Source organism: Bradyrhizobium sp. USDA 327 (assembly GCF_041262065.1).
In the GTDB taxonomy this organism is placed as follows: Bacteria; Pseudomonadota; Alphaproteobacteria; order Rhizobiales; family Xanthobacteraceae; genus Bradyrhizobium; species Bradyrhizobium liaoningense.
Map to the genome: position 1 here is coordinate 3,617,011 of NZ_JBGCCW010000001.1, position 18,751 is coordinate 3,635,761.

General features: G+C 65.4%; 20 protein-coding genes. 9 read left to right on the top strand and 11 right to left on the bottom strand.

What is annotated here, in order from left to right; all coding sequences use genetic code 11:
- Window positions 1–93: 93 nt before the first annotated feature.
- Together ABIA42_RS16640 and ABIA42_RS16645 are read right to left on the bottom strand one after the other, a co-directional pair.
- Entirely contained in the window at window positions 94–2,340 is a 2,247-nt protein-coding gene (locus tag ABIA42_RS16640) for a DNA/RNA non-specific endonuclease (RefSeq protein WP_370123170.1), read from the bottom strand.
- Window positions 2,341–2,611: 271 nt separating this feature from the next.
- Window positions 2,612–2,839, bottom strand: a complete 228-nt coding sequence (locus ABIA42_RS16645; RefSeq protein ID WP_370123167.1) for a hypothetical protein — start codon at window positions 2,837–2,839, stop codon at window positions 2,612–2,614.
- A gap of 45 nt (window positions 2,840–2,884) precedes the next feature.
- On the opposite strand from ABIA42_RS16645, the gene ruvX reads away from it, so the two are divergent.
- Together ruvX and ABIA42_RS16655 are read left to right on the top strand one after the other, a co-directional pair.
- The gene (ruvX, locus tag ABIA42_RS16650) at window positions 2,885–3,376 is read left to right on the top strand and encodes a Holliday junction resolvase RuvX (protein ID WP_271529433.1); all 492 of its coding nucleotides are present in this window, start codon (window positions 2,885–2,887) and stop codon (window positions 3,374–3,376) included.
- A gap of 3 nt (window positions 3,377–3,379) precedes the next feature.
- The gene (locus ABIA42_RS16655) at window positions 3,380–4,300 is read left to right on the top strand and encodes an AEC family transporter (protein WP_370123163.1); all 921 of its coding nucleotides are present in this window, start codon (window positions 3,380–3,382) and stop codon (window positions 4,298–4,300) included.
- A gap of 182 nt (window positions 4,301–4,482) precedes the next feature.
- Here ABIA42_RS16655 and ABIA42_RS16660 read toward each other — a convergent pair whose 3' ends face one another.
- The 3 genes from ABIA42_RS16660 to ABIA42_RS16670 form a co-directional block, all read right to left on the bottom strand.
- Window positions 4,483–5,253 carry a lysostaphin resistance A-like protein gene (locus ABIA42_RS16660; RefSeq protein ID WP_370123161.1) on the bottom strand — a complete coding sequence of 257 codons (771 nt, stop codon included), beginning with the start codon at window positions 5,251–5,253 and terminating at the stop codon, window positions 4,483–4,485.
- Window positions 5,254–5,368: 115 nt separating this feature from the next.
- Complete coding sequence (locus ABIA42_RS16665) at window positions 5,369–7,012, bottom strand: isovaleryl-CoA dehydrogenase (protein ID WP_370123158.1); 1,644 nt, start codon at window positions 7,010–7,012, stop codon at window positions 5,369–5,371.
- Between the two features lie 20 nt (window positions 7,013–7,032).
- On the bottom strand, window positions 7,033–7,797 hold the full coding sequence (locus tag ABIA42_RS16670; protein ID WP_370124073.1) for a M15 family metallopeptidase: 765 nt from the start codon (window positions 7,795–7,797) through the stop codon (window positions 7,033–7,035).
- 186 nt (window positions 7,798–7,983) lie between these two features.
- Here ABIA42_RS16670 and ABIA42_RS16675 point away from each other — a divergent pair, with 186 nt between their 5' ends.
- From ABIA42_RS16675 to ABIA42_RS16690, 4 genes are all read left to right on the top strand, one after another.
- Window positions 7,984–8,931, top strand: a complete 948-nt coding sequence (locus tag ABIA42_RS16675) for an aspartate carbamoyltransferase catalytic subunit (protein ID WP_271529437.1) — start codon at window positions 7,984–7,986, stop codon at window positions 8,929–8,931.
- 5 nt (window positions 8,932–8,936) lie between these two features.
- On the top strand, window positions 8,937–10,238 hold the full coding sequence (locus ABIA42_RS16680; protein ID WP_370123154.1) for a dihydroorotase: 1,302 nt from the start codon (window positions 8,937–8,939) through the stop codon (window positions 10,236–10,238).
- 47 nt (window positions 10,239–10,285) lie between these two features.
- Window positions 10,286–10,882, top strand: a complete 597-nt coding sequence (plsY, locus tag ABIA42_RS16685) for a glycerol-3-phosphate 1-O-acyltransferase PlsY (RefSeq protein ID WP_370123152.1) — start codon at window positions 10,286–10,288, stop codon at window positions 10,880–10,882.
- A 212-nt stretch (window positions 10,883–11,094) separates the two neighbouring features.
- Window positions 11,095–12,300 (top strand): patatin-like phospholipase family protein, encoded by a 1,206-nt coding sequence (locus ABIA42_RS16690; RefSeq protein ID WP_370123150.1) that lies wholly within the window; start codon window positions 11,095–11,097, stop codon window positions 12,298–12,300.
- On the opposite strand, the gene ABIA42_RS16695 is transcribed toward ABIA42_RS16690, so the two are convergent.
- Window positions 12,292–13,536: an amidase gene (locus ABIA42_RS16695; protein ID WP_370123147.1), complete on the bottom strand. Its 1,245-nt coding sequence runs from the start codon at window positions 13,534–13,536 to the stop codon at window positions 12,292–12,294. The two genes, ABIA42_RS16690 and ABIA42_RS16695, sit on opposite strands and share 9 nt — an antisense overlap.
- Window positions 13,537–13,627: 91 nt before the next feature.
- On the opposite strand from ABIA42_RS16695, the gene dprA reads away from it, so the two are divergent.
- Window positions 13,628–14,770 carry a DNA-processing protein DprA gene (dprA, locus tag ABIA42_RS16700; protein WP_370123144.1) on the top strand — a complete coding sequence of 381 codons (1,143 nt, stop codon included), beginning with the start codon at window positions 13,628–13,630 and terminating at the stop codon, window positions 14,768–14,770.
- Window positions 14,771–15,002: 232 nt separating this feature from the next.
- Here the strand turns inward: dprA and ABIA42_RS16705 are convergent, their stop codons facing one another.
- Window positions 15,003–15,449 (bottom strand): helix-turn-helix domain-containing protein, encoded by a 447-nt coding sequence (locus tag ABIA42_RS16705; protein WP_271529443.1) that lies wholly within the window; start codon window positions 15,447–15,449, stop codon window positions 15,003–15,005.
- 83 nt (window positions 15,450–15,532) lie between these two features.
- Here ABIA42_RS16705 and ABIA42_RS16710 point away from each other — a divergent pair, with 83 nt between their 5' ends.
- Complete coding sequence (locus ABIA42_RS16710) at window positions 15,533–16,141, top strand: FMN-dependent NADH-azoreductase (RefSeq protein ID WP_271529444.1); 609 nt, start codon at window positions 15,533–15,535, stop codon at window positions 16,139–16,141.
- 78 nt (window positions 16,142–16,219) lie between these two features.
- Here the strand turns inward: ABIA42_RS16710 and ABIA42_RS16715 are convergent, their stop codons facing one another.
- Window positions 16,220–16,387 carry a hypothetical protein gene (locus ABIA42_RS16715; RefSeq protein ID WP_271529445.1) on the bottom strand — a complete coding sequence of 56 codons (168 nt, stop codon included), beginning with the start codon at window positions 16,385–16,387 and terminating at the stop codon, window positions 16,220–16,222.
- Between the two features lie 174 nt (window positions 16,388–16,561).
- Window positions 16,562–17,335, bottom strand: a complete 774-nt coding sequence (locus ABIA42_RS16720; protein ID WP_239624003.1) for an SDR family oxidoreductase — start codon at window positions 17,333–17,335, stop codon at window positions 16,562–16,564.
- Between the two features lie 122 nt (window positions 17,336–17,457).
- On the opposite strand from ABIA42_RS16720, the gene ABIA42_RS16725 reads away from it, so the two are divergent.
- Window positions 17,458–17,922, top strand: coding sequence for a helix-turn-helix domain-containing protein (locus tag ABIA42_RS16725; protein WP_271529446.1), 465 nt, complete (start codon window positions 17,458–17,460; stop codon window positions 17,920–17,922).
- A 52-nt stretch (window positions 17,923–17,974) separates the two neighbouring features.
- On the opposite strand, the gene ABIA42_RS16730 is transcribed toward ABIA42_RS16725, so the two are convergent.
- Together ABIA42_RS16730 and ABIA42_RS16735 are read right to left on the bottom strand one after the other, a co-directional pair.
- Window positions 17,975–18,364 (bottom strand): hypothetical protein, encoded by a 390-nt coding sequence (locus ABIA42_RS16730; RefSeq protein WP_271529447.1) that lies wholly within the window; start codon window positions 18,362–18,364, stop codon window positions 17,975–17,977.
- Between the two features lie 9 nt (window positions 18,365–18,373).
- Complete coding sequence (locus ABIA42_RS16735) at window positions 18,374–18,517, bottom strand: hypothetical protein (RefSeq protein ID WP_319327636.1); 144 nt, start codon at window positions 18,515–18,517, stop codon at window positions 18,374–18,376.
- Window positions 18,518–18,751: the final 234 nt, after the last annotated feature.

Below are 18,751 nucleotides of genomic sequence, written 5' to 3' on the forward strand. Positions count from 1 at the left end.
TGATCCGGAAAAGTACGCAGCGGTTTTCCGAAAAGATCATGCTTAAACAACAAGCTAAAGAACGATGACGATTCATCCTAATCGCATCGCGCTTTAGATCCGAATGTCCTCATAGGATTCGATGCGTCGCGGGCCGACCGAGGTCGCCTCGTGCGAATCCGCGTCAGCGAGATTGCCGAAGTCGAGCTTGGTCAGTTTCGTCAGATCCGCGATCGAGACCTGGAAGACGCTGACATCCTCCTCGGACATCCGCTCGAGCAGATCAGCCTCCTGGATTCGGTCGATCTCCATCACCTGCTTTCGCTGGCTCATCAGGAATGCCGCCGCCTTGAGAGCGTCGTCATCCTCGTTGCGGCGGATCAGTATCTTCCAGAAATACTTCGGAATCTGTACGCCCCCGAAGCTCGGATCCTTGTGCGGCCGGCCGGCCGGATTGGGCAGATCGGATCCGTCGGCATCCGGCCCATCGAACACCGGGCCATTCATGACGATGCCCTTCTCCTCCCCTTCGAGCAGGACATCGCGCGTGTAATCCTCCAGTCCTGCCCAGAGCTGCTTGCCCTGGTTGAACGAGAAGAACTGCGGCGAGCAGTTGGTGAAATGGAAGGAGTCGTCGCCATGCTGCTTGGCCGCGGCGACGGTGTCGCCCCAGGTCGCATCGAGGCGGCGCACCAGATGACCGCGGTCGAACGGATTCTTGCTGCGGTCCGCCTCGAAAGTGGCCTGCTTGCGGTAGAACTCGTCGCCGATCTGGGCATCCTCGTCGATGCGCGGATCGCGCAGCCAGGAATCACCTTCACGCTTGCCGACGTCCTGCTGCTTGCCGCCGTCGATATTGACGCAGCTGAAGAAGGCGAGCCTGCGCTGCTTGTTCATGACGACGCTGTAGTTGAAATATTTCAGCTCGGATTGCCTGGAGCGGCCCTTGAGCATCGCGATCCTCGACTTGAGGGCGGCCGGAATCTTCGGCAGGGGGACCGAGAACTTGCCGGTGCCCAGAAAATTCGCCTTGTAGCCGGGACGCGATTTCAGCGTGCTCTGATCGATATGCACGGCCTCCATCGGCAGGCCGTTCCTCGCACTGATGTGAGACAACAGGCCGGTCGGCGGAACAATCAATGGCGTACCGCCGTTGCGCATGCCGCCGTCCGTGCCGCCGTTCGGCGTCCGGCCATTGCCATGACCTCCCGCCGGGCTCGGTAGCGGCGCCGCTGGAGCGAGAGGAATCTCCTTCCTGAACATCGGAAGCGGAACGCGGATCGGGACCACAAGAGACGTGCCATCGACGGATTGCTCGACCCAGACATTGGCGCCGTACGGAGTTGCGTCAACCGGCGGCCGCAAGGCTCGCTCGATTTCGTGCCGGCTTGGCGGGTCCATCTCGTCCAGCACCGGCCTGACCAGAGGGTGAGAGCCGACGGCCACCTTGAGATCGGCGACGATCGCGCTGATCCGGATGCCTTCGTTGGCGATCCAGTCGATCGAGGATTCGTCCATCGACGGCTTCCACACCTTGCCGTCCTTGGTCAGGGTGCGACCCTGCGCATTCTTCCGGGGAACACCGCTGTGGTGCAGCGCGACCACCTGCCAGAAGCGGTTGAACGCCGGCGCACCCGACGATCCGGCCGTCGTATCGGTATTGTACCAGAGGAAGTCGCCGACATATTTGAGCAGCTTGTTCTCGCGGACGCAGACCTGCTTCATCTGCCCGCTGGGATGCTGCACGATGGTGAGATACTCCCCCGGGTCCGCCTTGCCGGGCGCGCCACTGAGCGGCAGCCATCCCCAATCCTCGAGTTCCTCGGGGCCTGACAGCGAGGTCGGCGCCACCGCAACGACCGAGAAATCCAGCCGGTCATTGGTGTAGAAGAATCTGCCCGGCTCGAAGCCGAACCGCACCGGCACACGCTCCTGTCCCGAAGCGTCCAATTCGTAGTTGAAATCGGCGATCGAATTGGCTGCGTCGGCCGGCCGGCCGAAGACATGATGGTTCGTCAGCAGCAGGCCGGGCCCGATCAGAAAGCCGGAGCCATAGCCGAGCAGATTCGACTTGAGATCCCTGAGCTGAATACGGCAGACCGAGCGCGCGGCGGCGGTCCCCTTGGCGAGATAATTGATGCTGTCGAGATCATTGCCCTGGATGATCCGCTCCAGGCCGATCTCGGCCGCTTGCATGTCGTGCGTCTCGGCCAGAAGCTGGCGCTGGCGCTGGCGCATCTTTTCGACGGTCATCTCGATCGGGCCGTCGCCCAGTTTTCGGTTCAAGGCATCGGGTGAGAACTCGGCTTGCTTGAATCGCCTTTCTGAGCCCGCGATCAGGCTTGGGTTGATGAGCATCATGACCTCTCAAAACGAAGGGCGAGTATTGGACGTGGTCGGCGCCTGAATATCTGCGCCAAGGTTGCAGCGCGGGCCGGACTGCCGGTCGCTGCCGATCATTCTAAAAATCGGGGCACGCGCCCCACACTACCTTAGACCTATATGTCTATAGCTCGGCAACCAGAGCGTCAATCGACGTGCGCTGCCGAGGACGCGACATCATGCCATGGCCTGCAACGTCGCCCGTGTGAGATTCGCCACAAATGATCGTTGCATTTGTGCGTGGCCATTCTCACACGCCTCTTGCTGTCGCCTTCAGGTGCCACCGCCGCAGCGCCACGACGGACCAGATCGCCTCGACCAGCCCGAACGGCCAGGCGCCCTGGAGAAAACCGTAGACCGAGCCGAGCGCGCAGGACGCGGCGAACAGCAGCACGAACCAGTGGCTGCGATCCTCCAGGGCGTAGGTGACCAGCATCGCCGTGACGGCGAACAGGCCGAATAATGTCAGCACGTCCATCTTCCGGGTTCACTCCGCTGCGTGACGCGTGATATGCGCTACGCCATGCCGGCTCTTATCCTGCCCCTCGTCGATGCTGCAACCCACTGGCCCGTGCGCGGCGCGCTGGTCGGGCTCGATCTCGGCACCAAGACCATCGGCGTTGCCGTGTCCGACCCCGATCGTCGGCTTGCGACCGGCGTCGAGACCATCGCCCGCAAGGCGTTCAAGCAGGACGCCGCCCGGCTGCTCGCGATTGCGGCCGAGCGCAAGGTGGTCGGCTTCGTGCTCGGCCTGCCCATCAACATGGACGGCAGCGAGGGCCCGCGCGCGCAATCCACCCGCGCCTTCGCCCGCAATCTCGCCGGACTGACCCAACTCGCCATCGGCCTCTGGGACGAGCGCCTCTCGACGGCGGCGGTCGAGCGCGAGCTGATCGGCATGGACGTCAGCCGCGCCAAGCGCGCCGAAGTGATCGACGAGCATGCCGCGATCTTCATCCTGCAAGGCGCGCTCGACCGTCTGGCAAATCTGCGCGCGGCGCCGGGGACGGACTGATCCATGCCGGTCGTGGTCGCGGCGCTGCTGCCGGTCTTCATCCTCATCGTGCTCGGTGTCGTGCTGAAGCACAGCCTGATGCGTCTGGACACGCAATGGCACGGGCTGGAGCAACTGACCTATTTCGTGCTGTTTCCGATGCTGCTGATCCAGACCCTGGTCAAGGCCGACCTCTCCAGGGTGCCGGTCGCCGGCGTCGGCGGCGCGCTGCTGCTGTCGGCGCTCGCGATGTCGCTGCTCTGTCTCGCGCTGCGGCCGGCGCTGTCGCGGCTGGGCATCGATGGCCCCGCCTTCACCTCGATCTTCCAGGGCGCAACGCGCTGGCAAACCTTCGTTGCGCTGTCGATCGCCGCCAACATGTTTGGCGATCTCGGGCTGGCGCTCGCCTCCGTGGCCATGGTCGCGATCATCCCGCTGGTCAACGTGTTCAGCGTCGCCGTGCTCGCCCACTACGCCGCAAGGGAGAAGCGATCCCCGCGCGCCATCGCCATGACGGTGATCCGCAATCCACTGATCTGGGCCTGCGCGATCGGCCTTGCCGTCAATCTGATGCACCTGCCGCTGCCGAAAATCTGGCACGAGGTGGCGGACGCGCTGAGCCGGTCCTCGCTCGCCATCGGCCTGCTCGTGACCGGCGCGGGCCTGCATCTGAAGGGCCTGTTGCGCCCCAGCCTAGGCGCAGCCATCGGCGTCGGCCTGAAGCTGGTGCTGATGCCTGCGCTCGCGCTGGGGCTCGCGGCCTGGTTCGGCATCACCGGCAACAGCCTCGCGATCGTCGCGATCTGTGCGGCTGTGCCGACCTCGCCCAGCGCCTATGTGCTGGCCCGCCAGATGGGCGGCGACGCGCCGTTGCTGGCGCAGATCATCACGCTGCAGACGATCCTGGCGGCAATCACCATGCCGATCGCGATCGCGCTGGCCTAAGATTCTGGACTGCTTCGCGGAGCCTGTCATCGGGCTGCGCCTTGCGCGGCCCCGGTGGCTCGCAATGACGGAGAATGAGGCCTAAAGCGCGATGCGACTAGGATGAATCGTCATCGCGCTTTCGGTTGTAGCTTAAGCATGATCTTCTCGGAAAACCGCTGCGCACTTTTCCGGATCATGCTTCAGCTCCCCAGCCACATCGTCAGCACCACCGCGGTCAGATTGTTCAGCGCGTGGAGCACGATGGTGAGCCAGAGCGAGCCGGAGCGATAGCGCATGTAGCCGAACCACAGGCCGATGGCGAGGACTTCGGTGAGGAAGTACACGTCGTATTGCAGGTGCACGACCGTCCAGATCAGCGACGACAGCAGGATCGCGCCGGGCACGCGCAGGAAGCTCGCCGACCAGCCGCGATAAAGGAAGCCTCGCGCCAGAATCTCTTCCGACATGGGCGCGGCCACGCTGAAGGCGAACAGGAGCAACAGGGCAGCGCCCTTGTCGCGTCCCGATTTCAAGAGATCGGTCATGGAGCCCGGCGTCGCCTCGCGCCCCAGCGCGCGCGACATCGTCTCCCACACCAGCACGATCAGGATGAGGCCGACGGCGCCGAACAGCAGCTGCTTCCAGGAAGGCCAATGCAGCGCGAGATAATCGACGAAGGACGCCTTCTTGATGCGAATGGCGAGCCAAACCGCAAGAAGCGTCGCCGGCAGGCCCGTGATGACCGACAGCGCGAGCGTCTGGGGCTCGCGGCCGATGAGCTGGAGCGAAGGGAGGTCCATCGGAAGACCGCGCTGCGACGCCAGCAGAACGACGGCGCCGATCTGCCCGACGAACATCGCGGCGAAGATGAAAAGGCCCCACAGCGCCGTGCCCCAGAACTTCCAGACAGGTGGCGCGAGGTCCGCAGGCGCCGCTGTAATCGGCGGATGGTCGGGATTGAGGGAGTCCATCAGTGGGCTTTCGTTAGAACATAACCGTCATTCCGGGGCGGTCCGAAGGACCGAACCCGGAATCTCGAGATTCCGGGGGCGCCCGTTGGGCGCCCCGGAATGACGGGAAAAACCATCACGGCAGCGCCCGCTCCAGCAGCGCACGCACCTCGCCGCTATCCAGCTCCACCGCGCCATACATGCTGGCGTGATTGGCCGCGAGACGCGTGCTCGCGAACAATTCGGCATTGTGCGGCGACACGCCATTGAGCGCAGCCGTCGCAGCAAGCAGCGCCAGCTTCTCGACGGCAAGGCGCGCGACGCGTTCGCCGTCGGCGCGGCGGAAGGTCTTGCCGATGAACGCGACCGCCTCACCAGCCCCCGGCAGGCCCTTGGTCTCGGCCGCCAGCGCTTGCAGCACCGCCATCGCCGCCTCCGGCTCGCGCGAGAGCGCGCGGAGCACGTCGAGGCACATCACGTTGCCCGAGCCTTCCCAGATCGCGTTGACCGGCGACTCGCGATAGTGGCGGGCCAGAATGCCGTCCTCGACATAGCCGTTGCCGCCGAGGCACTCCATCGCCTCGTAGAGGAATGGCGGAGCGCTCTTGCAGGTCCAGTATTTGATCGCGGGCGTCAGCAGCCGCATATAGGCTGCCTCCGCGGCATCCTGCGGCGTAAGGTCGAAGGCGCGGCAGAGCCGCATCACCAGGGCCGTACTGGCCTCGACATGCAGCGCCATGTCCGACAGCACGGCCTGCATCAGGGGCTGGTCGGCAAGATGCTTCTGGAACACGCTGCGGTGCCGCGCATGATGCAGCGCATGTGCGAGCCCCGAGCGCATCAGGCCGACGGACGCAATCGCGCAATCCTGCCGCGTCAGCTGCACCATCTGGATGATGGTGCGAATGCCCTTGCCCTCCTCGCCGACCGCTTGCGCATAAGCGCCGACGAACTCGACCTCGGACGAGGCATTGGAGCGATTGCCGAGCTTGTCCTTGAGCCGCTGGAACTGGATGGCGTTGACCGAGCCGTCCGGCGCGAAGCGCGGCATGAAGAAACAGGTCAGCCCGCCATCTGCCTGCGCCAGCACCAGGAACGCATCGCACATCGGCGCCGACATGAACCATTTGTGACCGGTGATGCGATAGCCGTCCCCGTCGCGCACGGCCCGTGTCATGTTGGCGCGCACGTCGGTGCCGCCCTGCTTCTCGGTCATGCCCATGCCGATCGTCATGCCGCGCTTCTGCCACCACGGCGCAAAGGTGGGATCATAGCTCTTCGTCGACAGCACCGGCATCACGCCCGCGAGCAAGTCAGGCTGCATCGCCAGCGCCCCCACGGAGGCGCGCGTCATCGTGATCGGACAGAGGTGGCCGGTCTCGACCTGCGCGGCGATATAGAATTTCGCGGCACGAATGACCTCGGCGGCATCGCCAGCAGGTCTTCCATCCGCCGTCCAGGTCGAATTGTGCACGCCCGCATGCGCACTGTGCGCCATCAGCTCGTGATAGGCGGGATGAAACTCGACCTGGTCGCGGCGATTGCCCTTGGCATCGAAGGTGCGCAGCTTCGGCGTGTTCTCATTCGCGATGCGGCCGCGATCTGCCATGGCCGCCGAGCCCCATTGCTTGCCGAACTCCGACAGCTCCCGCTCCGCCTTGGCCCCGCCATTGGCTTTGACCGTTTCGACCAGCGGCAGGTCCACCGCGAACAGGTCGACGTCCTCGAACGGCGGCGACTGGTTGAAGACCTCGTGGGTCGCAAAGCTCGGCTGGGTCATCAGGTTTCCTCGGCGCGTAATCAGTTCCGGCGCGGCTGGATCGGGAAATCATAGGCTGCCCCGCCTGCTCCCGGCAGGGAAAAATGCCACCACTCCTTCGAATAGTTCACAAAGCCTTGCCTGGCCATCGCAGCGACCAGCCGCTTGCGCCAGGTGCGTTGCTCCGGATTGATCGACGTTACAGCGGTATACCCCTTCACGTCGGTACAGTCGTAGCCTGTGCCCATGTCGACGCTGCCTTCGGGCGCGCGCATCGCGACCGGCGCCGTGCAGTCGGCATAGGTCTTCGACGGATCGAATGTGGCGGAGTTGTCGGCCTTGAGATCGACCAGCGTGAGATCGAGCGCTGCACCCGTGGAATGCTGCGAGCGGCTCGCAATGTAGCCGAGGCGGAACAGCTCGGTCCTCGGAATGTTCGGGTTGTAGCGCCGCTCGGCCGCGGTCTCATGACCGTTCTGCGACCACTTCACCATGTCGAGCGAGGCCCGCGCCGGCCGGTAGCAGTCGAACATTTTCAGCGACAGGTTCTGTGCGGCCAGTTCCTGCTGAACCGCCTTCAGCCGCATCCCGACCTCGCGCTTCACCACGCATTCGCCGGCACCGTAGCCGGCGAGCGGACGGCCGACGAAATTGTTCGAGGTGGCGTAGCGGATGTCCTGGATGATGCTTGGGTCGATATCACGCAAATACACGAAGCCGCCGGGGAGAGCTTGCGCGTGGGCCGACGAGACTATGGTTATCGCTATGGCCGCAATTGGAAATGATTTCACGAGATGCCTCCGCATCGTCATGGCCGGGCTGTCCCGGCCATCCACGCCCTTTTTGCGGCGAGCGTGCAAGAACGTGGATGGCCGGGACAAGCCCGGGCATGCCGGTAAGAATGAGCCACCATCGACAGATCAGGGGATAACTCACATCCTCGCCTTTGCCCCTTGCTCCCCCCGCCATCCGCCCCTATAGCTCTGCTTTTAATGACATCGAAATCGACCTTCGTCCTCGGCCACCGGCATTTGCTGGGCATCGAGGGCCTTTCCGCGGCCGACATCACCGGCCTCCTCGACCTGTCCGAAGAATATGTCGAGGTCAACCGCCAGGTTGACAAGAAGCGCACCGTCCTGCGTGGACGGACCCAGGTGAACCTCTTCTTCGAGGCTTCCACCCGGACCCAGTCCTCGTTCGAGCTCGCGGGCAAGCGGCTCGGCGCCGACGTCATGAACATGTCGGTATCATCCTCCTCGATCCGCAAGGGCGAGACCCTGATCGACACCGCCGTGACGCTGAATGCGATGCACCCGGACATCCTGGTGGTGCGCCATCATGCCTCCGGCGCGGTGGAACTGCTGGCGCGCAAGGTTGACGGTTCCGTGATCAATGCGGGCGACGGCGCGCACGAGCATCCGACGCAAGCGCTGCTCGACGCGCTCACCATCCGCCGCAACAAGGGCCGGATCGAAGGCCTCGTGGTCGCCATCTGCGGCGACGTGCTGCATTCGCGCGTGGCCCGCTCCAACATCATCCTGCTCAACACCATGGGCGCCCGCGTCCGCGTCGTCGGCCCTTCCACGCTGCTGCCGACCGGCATCGAGCGGATGGGCGTCGAGGTCATGCGCGACATGCGCGAGGGCCTCGAAGGCGCCGACATCGTCATGATGCTGCGGCTGCAGCGGGAGCGCATGAACGGCTCCTTCGTGCCCTCGTCATCGGAATATTTCCATTATTTCGGGCTCGACCAGAAGAAGCTCGCCTACGCCAAGCCGGATGCCCTCGTGATGCATCCGGGTCCCATGAACCGCGGCGTGGAGATCGACTCGATCGTGGCCGACGGCGCCCAGTCCCTGATCCGCGAACAGGTGGAAATGGGCGTCGCCGTGCGCATGGCCGTGCTGGAAGCGCTCGCCCGCAACCTGCCCAACGCGTGATGCCGATGCTGACCGATCGCCGCCCCATCCTGCTCGCCAATGCCCGCGTCGTCGATCCCTCCCGGGATTTCGACGGCATCGGCGACGTTCTCATTGCGGACGGCGCCATTCGCGAGACGCGCCGCGGCATCGGCGCGGCCGGGGTCCTCGAGGGCACCGACATCGTCAACTGCTCCGGCAAGATCGTGGCGCCGGGCCTGATCGACATGTGCGCCTTCGTCGGCGAGCCCGGCCTCAGCCACCGCGAGACCTTTGCCTCCGCGAGCCAGGCCGCCGCGACGGGCGGCATCACCACCATCATCTGCCAGCCGGCCACCTCTCCCGTCATCGACAATTCGGCAACCGTCGACTTCGTGATGCGCCGCGCCCGCGACACCGCGATCGTCAACATCCAGCCCATGGCCGCCCTCACCAAGGGGATGCATGGCGAGGAGATGACCGAGTTCGGCCTGTTGAAGGCGGCCGGCGCGATCGCCTTCAGCGACGGCGACAAAAGCGTGACCAACGCCCTGGTGATGCGCCGCGCGCTCACTTACGCGCGCGACTTCGACGCGCTGATCGTGCATCACACCGAGGACCCCGATCTGGTCGGTGAGGGCGTGATGAACGAGGGCGAGTTCGCCACGCGCCTCGGCCTGATGGGCATTCCGAACGCCGCCGAAGCCATCATGCTGGAGCGGGATTTGCGCCTGGTCGCGCTCACCGGCGGCCGCTACCATGCGGCCTCGCTCACCTGCATCGATTCCCTCGACATCCTCCAGCGCGCCCGCGATACCGGGCTCGCGGTCAGCGCCTCGGTCTCGATCAACCATCTGGCGCTGAACGAGAACGACATCGGCCCCTATCGATCCTTCCTGAAGCTGTCGCCGCCGCTGCGGACCGAGGACGACCGCCGCGCGCTGGTGGCGGCGATCGCCTCCGGCCTCCTCGACGTCATCATGTCCGACCACAATCCGCAGGACGTCGAGGTCAAGCGCCTGCCGTTCGCGGAAGCGGCGCCCGGCGCCGTCGGGCTCGAGACCATGCTGCCGGCCGGCTTGCGGCTGGTGCATAATGGCGAACTGGAACTGAAGACGCTGATCCGGGCGATGTCGACCCGGCCGGCCGAGCTGCTCGGGCTGCCCGGCGGAACCCTGCGCGCCGGCAGCCCCGCCGACGTCATCGTGATCGATCCCGATACGCCCTGGGTGGTCGATCCCGCCGACCTCAAATCGCCCTGCAAGAACACCCCGTTCGACGAGGCCCGCTTTACAGGCCGGGTGGTGCGCACCATTGTCGGCGGACGGACGGTCTACGAGCATGTCTGACATACGCGATCGTTCGACATGGGGACCCTGCCTTTGGAGCTGCCGCCATGGGGCTTGAAGCATTTCTGCCGTTGGCCTTCGTCATCGGCTATCTCCTCGGCTCGATTCCGTTCGGGCTAGTCCTGACCAGGCTCGCGGGCACGCAGGATATCCGCTCGATCGGCTCCGGCAGCATCGGCGCCACCAATGTGCTGCGTACGGGACGCAAGAGCCTTGCCGCGGGCACCCTGCTGTTCGACGCGCTCAAGGGCACGGTGGCCGTCGTGATCGCCGGCTACATCGCGGGCCCCAATGCCGCGATGGTGGCCGGGCTCGGCGCCTTCCTCGGCCATCTCTTCCCGGTCTGGCTCAAGTTCAGGGGCGGCAAGGGTGTTGCCGTCTATATCGGCGTCCTGCTTGGCCTGTTCTGGCCGGGCGCAGTGGTGTTCTGCCTGCTCTGGCTAGCCACCGCCGTCACCACCCGCTACTCCTCGCTCTCCGCGCTGGTGGCGGCATTCATCACGCCGATGTTCCTGTGGTGGTTCGGCCACCTCGCATTGTCGGCGCTGACAGCGGTGCTGACGCTGCTCTTGTTCTACGCGCATCGCGAGAACATCAAGCGTCTGCAAACCGGCAAGGAAAGCCGGATCGGCGAGAAGGCCTAGAGCGTTTTCGAGCGAAGTGGATGCCGGTTCGCATCAAGAAAACGCGTCAAACAAGAATCTGAAGCCGGAAAAAGTACGGATATCGCCGCACACCTTCCGCATTATACGCCAAATCCTGTTCGCAACTTCCGCACCGCTCGGTGCAGACAGTAGCGAACGGGTTCCATGCCTGTCATCCTGACACAGGAAACGGCGTAACGCGGTTGCTCAGAATGAGCGAGATGATTGTCGGCGCGCATAACGGGGTTGGTTCGCTCAGTGCTTCCGGCAGCACGGCAAGCCGGCTGCTCTCGGCGACCAATATCTGGTCCGATGCGCCGCCGCCCGCCCCTGCGGCCGTTTCGCCGCAAGTGCCGCAGCCCGAGCCCGTCGCGCAAGCCGACGCTCCGCTCGACATCGTGGTCACCAGGGCTGCACCGGTCGCGCTTCCGCAGGCGCGTTCCGACCAATGGCCGCCGCGAAAACTCTCGCTGGCGCTCCAGGGCGGCGGCACCTTTGCCGCCTTCACCTGGGGCGTGCTGGAGCGGCTGCTGGAAGAGCCTGACATCGCGATCGACACCGTCAGCGGCGCCAGCGCCGGCGCCATCAATGCGCTGCTGCTCGCTTGCGGCCTTGCCGAAGGCGGCCGTGAAGGCGCCCGCAGCCGGCTGAGCCGGTTCTGGATCCGACTGATGCACGAGGCCTCATTCCGCTCGCTGATGCTGGTCGGCGGCTTTTCGCCGGCGGGAAGCTCGGTCGCGTTCGGCCCGACGCTGCGCTCCGGTCAGTTCGATCCGTTCGATCTCGACCCGCTGCGGCAGGCGCTGGCGCGCGACATCAACTTTTCCATCTTGAGCGACGCGCGATGCCCGAAGCTGCTGATCGCGGCGACGCGGATCCGCGACGGGCAGCAGCAAATCTTCCCCAACGACGCCATCACCGCGGACGTCGCGCTGGCCTCGACCTGTCCGCCGCTGGTTCACTGCGCCGTCGAGATCGACGGCGAGGCCTATTGGGACGGTGGCTTCGGCGGCAATCCGCCGCTGTTGCGGCTGGTCCAGGAAACGGCGGCGACGGATCTGCTGCTCGTCCAGGTCACGCCGACGCGCGACAGCTATGTGCCGATCACGCTCGCCGCGATCGACCGCAGGCTCGACCAGATCATGGCCAACGCCGCGCTCAATGCCGAGATCGCGGCGATCGAATGGGCGCAGTCGTGCGCCACAGCTTCGCTGCGCCTCACCAGGATCGCGGCAGAAGACTCCGTTGACGGCCTGGCGCAGCGCTCATCGACCGATCTCGGCCGCGGCTTCATCCGCCTGCTGCACCGGAGCGGTCGCGAGGCCGCCGAGCGCTGGCTCGGGCAAGATGCAAGGGCCGGCGCAGCGCCCTCTGCGCCCGTTCAGGCCTTTGCTCCTTCCGAACCTGCGCTAGCCTGATTTCGCCAGCGCATCCTCCAGGAACCAGGCCGCCGCAAGCGCGAGCGGATCGTTGCCGAAGCGGGCGATCACCTGCACGCCGATCGGCAGGCCGCCGACCTTCAGGACAGGCACGTTGACGCAAGGATTGCCCATCAGCGTCCAGAGCCGGTTGTAGCGGGGATCGCCAGTGCTCGCGAGCTCCTTGGCCGGCGCCGTGCCTGGCGCCGAATAGGTCAAGAGCACGTCGACACCCTCGAACAGCTCGCCGAGCTCGCGGCGGCCGCGACGGCTGATCCGGCGCGCCTCGTCATATTCCTTCGGCGTCAGCCCGACCGTCGCATCGAGACTGGCGCGCAGCATCGGCGCGATCTCGTCATGACGTTCCGAAAACTCCCAGGCCAGCGCGCGATGCGCCTCGAAATCCTGGACGATGGGATGGATGCGCCAGGCTTGCTGCACCGCCTCGGGCAGATCGATGGCCTTCACGCTGGCACCGGCGCGCTCGGCCGCCTTGATCGCGGCCAGCAGCCCCTCTTCGGCCGCCGGCTCAACCGCGCCGGCAAACTCCTGCCTGACGACGCCGATGCGGGGCGACTTCGCCGGGGCGATGCCCGAAAATTCGGTGCGGCCCGTCATCGCCAACAATCCGCGCGCGAGATCCTCAGCGCGCGCACCGAACAGGCCGACGGTGTCGAGCGCCCATGAGTAGCACTTCACACCGACCGTCGGCAGCATCCGGAACGACGGCTTGATCGCGGCCGTCCCGCAATAGGCGGCAGGCCGGATCACCGAGCCGCCGGTCTGGGTGCCCAGCGCCAGCGGGATCATGCCGGCGCCGACGGCCGCCGCCGAGCCCGAGGAGGAGCCGCCCGGCGAATGGCCTGTATTGTGCGGATTGCGCGTCGGCGTCGGATCGCGCGAGGCGAACGCGGTCGTGGTTGTCTTGCCGATGATGGTGGCCCCTGCCCGCTTCAGCATCATCACGACGGGTGCGTCAGCGCGCGGCTGCCAGCCACGATAAATCTCCGAACCCATCTCGGTCGGCATATTGGCGGTGTCGATGATGTCCTTGATCCCGACCGCAATGCCGCGCAGCGGCCCGGAGCCTTGCGCCTTCGCCGACTTGTCGTGGCGGACGAAGGCGTGGACGTCCTTCTCCTTGGCTTCGATCGCCGCGTGCGATTGCGCGATGGCGGCGTCAGGCGACAACTCGCCCGCTTCGATGCGGCGCTGGAGGTCGGCGAGTGAGATCATGGCAAAACCCTTCTTATTGGGATCGCTTTTAGCATCGCAGCAAGGCCGCGCAAGCGCAGGTGACTGTTGCGCAACGCCCTCAGGTTGTTCCATGCTGTCCCTGCAAGGAGACACCGTGGACGCTAGCAATCCGAGCGTAGAGCTGACCGAGCCTGACAGGATCGACCGCCTGCGGCTGATCCGCTCCGACAATGTCGGCCCGCGCACCTTCCGTTCACTGGTCGATCATTTCGGCACGGCGCGGGCCGCGCTGGAGCGCCTGCCTGATCTGGCGCGCCGTGGCGGTGCGCAGCGAACGGGCCGCATCTGCAGTACGGATGAGGCGAAGGCCGAGCTTGCCGCGAGCCGCAAGTTCGGCCTCGCCTGGCTGGCGCCCGGCGAGGACGGCTATCCGGCGCGACTGGCGATGATCGACGACGCACCGCCGCTGCTCGCCGTGCGCGGCGACACGAAAACCCTGATGCGGCCGATGATCGCCATCGTCGGCTCGCGCAACGCCTCGGGCGCCGGGCTGAAATTCGCCGGCCAGCTCGCGCGCGAGCTCGGCGACGCCGGCTTTGTCGTCATCTCGGGCCTCGCCCGCGGCGTCGATCAGGCCGCGCATCGCGCGAGCATCGAGAACGGCACGATCGCGGTGCTGGCCGGCGGGCATGATTGCATCTATCCACCCGAGCATGGCGATCTGCTCGCCGCGATCCTCGGTCACGCGGGCGCTGCGATCTCCGAGATGCCGCTCGGCCACGAGCCGCGCGCCCGCGACTTCCCCCGCCGCAACCGCCTGATCTCCGGCGCCTCGCTCGGCGTCGTCGTGGTGGAAGCGGCGCACCGCTCGGGCTCGCTGATCACGGCGCGCATGGCGGCGGAACAGGGGCGCGAGGTGTTCGCGGTGCCCGGCTCGCCGCTCGATCCGCGCGCGGCCGGCGCCAACGATCTGATCAAGCAGGGCGCAACGCTCGTCACCGAGGCCGCCGACATCGTCAATGCGGTTCAGCCGATCATGGAGCGGCCGCTGATGCGCCCCGCAGGCGAGCCCGACAGCGAGCCGTTCGAGAGCGATCCGCAGGGCCATGACCGCGATCAGATCACCAACCTGCTCGGCCCAGCCCCGATCTCGATCGACGATCTCGTGCGAATGTCCGGCGCCTCGCCTGCGATCGTGCGCACGGTGCTATTGGAGCTCGAACTCGCCGGGCGCCTCGAACGCCACGGCGGCGGGTTGGTGTCGCTGCTCTAGAGAGCTTACCCTCCCCTGGAGGGGGAGGGTCGATCGCGCGTAGCGCGAGCGGGGTGGGGTGATCTCTCCACTCGGGCAGCGTTCGATGAGGAGAGACTGTCACCCCACCCCGTCTCACATTTCGCTGCGCTCAATGTGAGCCGACCCTCCCCCTCCAGGGGAGGGTAAAGCGCGTGCCCCTCAGGGGGAGGTGACGGTCGGCTCACATCGGTGAACCGAGATTGATCACGTCCTAATCCTCGTTGCGCTCGTCGAACCGCGTGCGCGCGGCCGCGATCTGCTCCTGATGTTCGATCGCCCACTCCCCGAGCGCCTTTACGGGCTGCTGAAGACCGCGGCCGAGGTCGGTCAGCTCATAGTCCACCCGCGGCGGAATGGTCGGGAAGATCGTGCGCGTGACGAGGCCGTCGCGCTCGAGACCGCGCAGCGTCAGGGTCAGCATCCGCTGCGAGATGCCGTTGATCATTCGCTTCAGCTCGTTGAAGCGCTTCGGCCCGTCGCTGAGCATCATGATGACGAACACGCTCCATTTGTCGCCGACGCGGGACAGGATGGAGGCGACCCCACGGCAGTCCGCATGGTTGGGATCCGGCAATGGATCAGGCCTCATGTCCGGCCTTGGATTTGCCCTCGGCGGAGCAGGCAAATCGGTGTTCTCAGGTTTCAATGATGTGCCCATGGCTCAAAAAAGTGCGTTCTTGCGGGGATTTTGACAGTCACTCATGTAGCTCTGGTTACAAACCTATACCATGGTGACCTCAAATGAAACTGCTCCACATCGACTCCAGTGTCCTCGGCCCCCACTCCGTCAGCCGGCAGGTCTCCGCCGCCATCGTCGACCGGCTCCGGCAGACGACGCCCGGTCTCGACGTAACCTATCGCGACCTGACCCAGACCCCGCTTGCCCATCTCTCCGGCTCGCATCTCGCGGCCGCGCAAGGCGCCCCCGCGCCGGCGGAACTCGCGCCCGATCTTGCCGCAAGCGCGGCCGTGCTGGACGAGTTCATGGGCGCCGACGTCGTCGTCGTCGGTGCCCCCATGTACAACTTCACCATTCCGAGCCAGCTCAAGGCCTGGATCGACCGCATCGTGGTGGTGGGGAAGACTTTTAAATATGGCGCGGCCGGGCCGGAGGGGCTGGCCGGCGGCAAGCGGGTGATCGTCGCGATCTCGCGCGGCGGCTATTACGGCGCGGGCTCGCCCGCCGCAGCGCTGGAGCATCTCGAAAGCTATCTGCGCGGCGTGTTCGGCTTCATGGGCATCAGTGATGCCGAATTCATCATCGCCGACGGCATCCAGGTCGGACCGGATCACCGCGAGAAAGCGCTCGCGGACGCGCTTCAAGCGGCCACCAGCCTGCGGGCGGCCTGACGCCGCGCCGAGATCGGCCGCCGCCGAAATGCGCGGCGGCTGACGGCTGCACGATCTGCAAAGCTGGAACCAGACGCCCTAGATGCCCAGGATCACGGCAACGAGCGAGACGAACAGGCCCATCCCGGAAAACAACGCGATGGCGACCAGCTCGGATGTGTCGGAGCGCTTGGCCGGAACGGCGGATCGTTCGGTGAAGATGCGCGGCGATGAAAGCGACGAGAAAAAGCGGGCTGCTTTCGGCATGCTAGACTCCATATAAATAACGAGTCTGCCCCGCCCCATAAGAGGGTCTTCGCAGCTTGCGCGAAGGTTCAATATCTCACGCAAAGGTTCGGTCAACGCACCTCACGGCACGTCGGAACCGACCGGCGCAACTGCATGGACCGCGCCGGCCAGTTCGATTTGCGCTTGGTTTGATCAGCCGCGATAGATCGGCGCGCCGCTCGGGGAGGCCACCGCGCCGCCGTCGACGAAGATTTCCTGGCCCTGCACATGCGCGGAATCATCGGAGGCGAGGAACAGCACCGTCTTCGCAACGTGATCCGTTTCACCGATGCGGCCGAGCGGCGTCGATAGCGCGATCCGCTTCTCGAACGCCTTCTCGGCTTCGGGCGTCGCGGTCGCGGGCCCCCAGATCGGGGTGCGGATCGCGCCGGGCGCCACGACATTGACGCGGATTCCGCGCGGCGACAGCTCCGAGGCCATGATCCGCGCCATCGCCCGCACACCGGCCTTCGCGGCACCGTAAGCGGAGTAACCGGGAATGCCGAGCACGGAGATCACCGAGCCGTTGAGGATGATCGAGGCATTGTCGTTGAGATAGGGCAACGCCGACTGCACGGTGAAGAACACGCCGGTCAGATTGGTGCTGATGACCTTCTCGAAGACCTCGGGCGTCGCCGAACCCAGCGGCGTGCCGCCGGCGATGCCGGCATTGGCAAACACGATATCGAACTTGCCGAACTTTTCCCCGCCCTGCTTGATGGCAGCTTCGGTCGCGGCGATGTCGGTGGCATCGGCGGCGAGTGCGAGCGCGTTCGGCCCGAGCTCCTTCGCGGCAGCCTCCAGCGTCTGCTTGTTGCGCCCGGTGATCACCACCTTGGCGCCTTCGGCCGCGAACAGCTTTGCCGTCGCAAGCCCGATGCCGCTGTTGCCGCCCGTAATCAATGCCGTCTTATCTTTCAGTCTCACGCTCGCCTCCAGTAGTTGCATGATGAAACTATGTTGCCATCTAGGGCATATGGTCTTATGATGCAACCACACAAGCGCGTGATCGGCGCCGGCGCCGGTCGAACGCGATAGGACAGACCGCGATGGTGAAACGAACCAGCTTCGAGGGCGATTCCTGCCCGATCGCACGCTCGCTGGAGGCGCTCGGCGACTGGTGGTCGCTGCTGATCGTCCGCGAGGCGCTGTTCGGCGTGCGCCGCTTCGGCGAATTCCAGAGCAGGCTCGGCATGGCCAAGAACATCCTGTCGGCCCGCCTGCGATCGCTGGTCGACCACGGCATTCTCGAGACCGCCCCCGCCTCCGACGGCAGCGCCTATCAGGAATATCTGCTGACGCCGAAGGGCCGCGGCACCTTCCCGATCCTGGTCGCGCTGCGGCAATGGAGCGAGGAGTTCGACGATCACCCCGAGGAGATCGCGACCATCCTGGTCGATCGTGCGAAAGGCCGCCCGGTGAAGAGGCTGGAAATGCGCGCCGAGGACGGGCGGCTGCTCAGTCCCGCCGACACCACGCTGAAGCCGCGGCCGGCGCGACGGCGGTCGGCCTGATTGCGACGGCGAGCTGCCACCATACCGTCAATGCAAGTGGAGCGAACCCTGTCTAGCATCCGACCAGGGTAGCCCTGCGAACCATTTTCAGCCGATCCGCGCGCTGGCGCCGGCCGAACCCGACCTCGTAGTTCAGATCGTAAACACAGCCGGCCTTCATGGCGGCAAAGTCTGCATTCCGCTCGATCGTGTAGTGACCGGAAGGCTCCGTCTTGAGATGGACGCGACCGGGCTCGGACCAGGCTTGATCGACGCCACGATAGAGCACCCGATCGGTCGAGCCGACGGTCGCAAACCATAGGATCAACCCTCCGATCAATGCCACCATGATCACGAGGCTACGAACATCGTTGCGGAGCTTGTCCGCAAGGCTCGAGAGATTGGACGCGTTCTTCACATTGGCTTTGTCGTCGGTCGAACGCGACAGTTCACGCCAATCCATCTAGCCTTGTCACGACAGCTTGCGCTTGGTCCGCAGCCGCAGATGCTCGTCGGCCTCCAGCTTGGTCATGCCCAGGAGATAATACAGCACGTCGAGCTTGTGGCGCTCGGCGAGCTTGCGCAACGCTCCGGTCTGCTCGGCGATGAAGGCCACGGCCTCGTCCGCGCCGCCCTCCCCTGGTTCCTCGTGACGCGAGCCTCCCCGCGCGCCCGATGCGGCACGCTTCCGTTTCTTTGGCTTAGTCACCAAGACCCCACCCGAATCCATGGTCCCAACAGCAACATTACGCCCACATCGACCGCAACTCCAAGGTGGTATTCTGCAACTTTCTCGATATGAAACTTTTCCCATCGAGGCGGCTTTCAACACCCCTCGATTTGACAGCGG

Bases quoted from the DNA above. Each gene is read 5' to 3' on its own strand.
- ABIA42_RS16640 (WP_370123170.1), bottom strand. From the start codon at position 2,340: ATGATGCTCATCAACCCAAGCCTGATCGCGGGCTCAGAAAGGCGATTC.
- ABIA42_RS16645 (WP_370123167.1), bottom strand. From the start codon at position 2,839: ATGGACGTGCTGACATTATTCGGCCTGTTCGCCGTCACGGCGATGCTG.
- ruvX (WP_271529433.1), top strand. From the start codon at position 2,885: ATGCCGGCTCTTATCCTGCCCCTCGTCGATGCTGCAACCCACTGGCCC.
- ABIA42_RS16655 (WP_370123163.1), top strand. From the start codon at position 3,380: ATGCCGGTCGTGGTCGCGGCGCTGCTGCCGGTCTTCATCCTCATCGTG.
- ABIA42_RS16660 (WP_370123161.1), bottom strand. From the start codon at position 5,253: ATGGACTCCCTCAATCCCGACCATCCGCCGATTACAGCGGCGCCTGCG.
- ABIA42_RS16665 (WP_370123158.1), bottom strand. From the start codon at position 7,012: ATGACCCAGCCGAGCTTTGCGACCCACGAGGTCTTCAACCAGTCGCCG.
- ABIA42_RS16670 (WP_370124073.1), bottom strand. From the start codon at position 7,797: ATGCGGAGGCATCTCGTGAAATCATTTCCAATTGCGGCCATAGCGATA.
- ABIA42_RS16675 (WP_271529437.1), top strand. From the start codon at position 7,984: ATGACATCGAAATCGACCTTCGTCCTCGGCCACCGGCATTTGCTGGGC.
- ABIA42_RS16680 (WP_370123154.1), top strand. From the start codon at position 8,937: ATGCTGACCGATCGCCGCCCCATCCTGCTCGCCAATGCCCGCGTCGTC.
- plsY (WP_370123152.1), top strand. From the start codon at position 10,286: ATGGGGCTTGAAGCATTTCTGCCGTTGGCCTTCGTCATCGGCTATCTC.
- ABIA42_RS16690 (WP_370123150.1), top strand. From the start codon at position 11,095: ATGAGCGAGATGATTGTCGGCGCGCATAACGGGGTTGGTTCGCTCAGT.
- ABIA42_RS16695 (WP_370123147.1), bottom strand. From the start codon at position 13,536: ATGATCTCACTCGCCGACCTCCAGCGCCGCATCGAAGCGGGCGAGTTG.
- dprA (WP_370123144.1), top strand. From the start codon at position 13,628: ATGCTGTCCCTGCAAGGAGACACCGTGGACGCTAGCAATCCGAGCGTA.
- ABIA42_RS16705 (WP_271529443.1), bottom strand. From the start codon at position 15,449: ATGGGCACATCATTGAAACCTGAGAACACCGATTTGCCTGCTCCGCCG.
- ABIA42_RS16710 (WP_271529444.1), top strand. From the start codon at position 15,533: ATGAAACTGCTCCACATCGACTCCAGTGTCCTCGGCCCCCACTCCGTC.
- ABIA42_RS16715 (WP_271529445.1), bottom strand. From the start codon at position 16,387: ATGCCGAAAGCAGCCCGCTTTTTCTCGTCGCTTTCATCGCCGCGCATC.
- ABIA42_RS16725 (WP_271529446.1), top strand. From the start codon at position 17,458: ATGGTGAAACGAACCAGCTTCGAGGGCGATTCCTGCCCGATCGCACGC.
- ABIA42_RS16730 (WP_271529447.1), bottom strand. From the start codon at position 18,364: ATGGATTGGCGTGAACTGTCGCGTTCGACCGACGACAAAGCCAATGTG.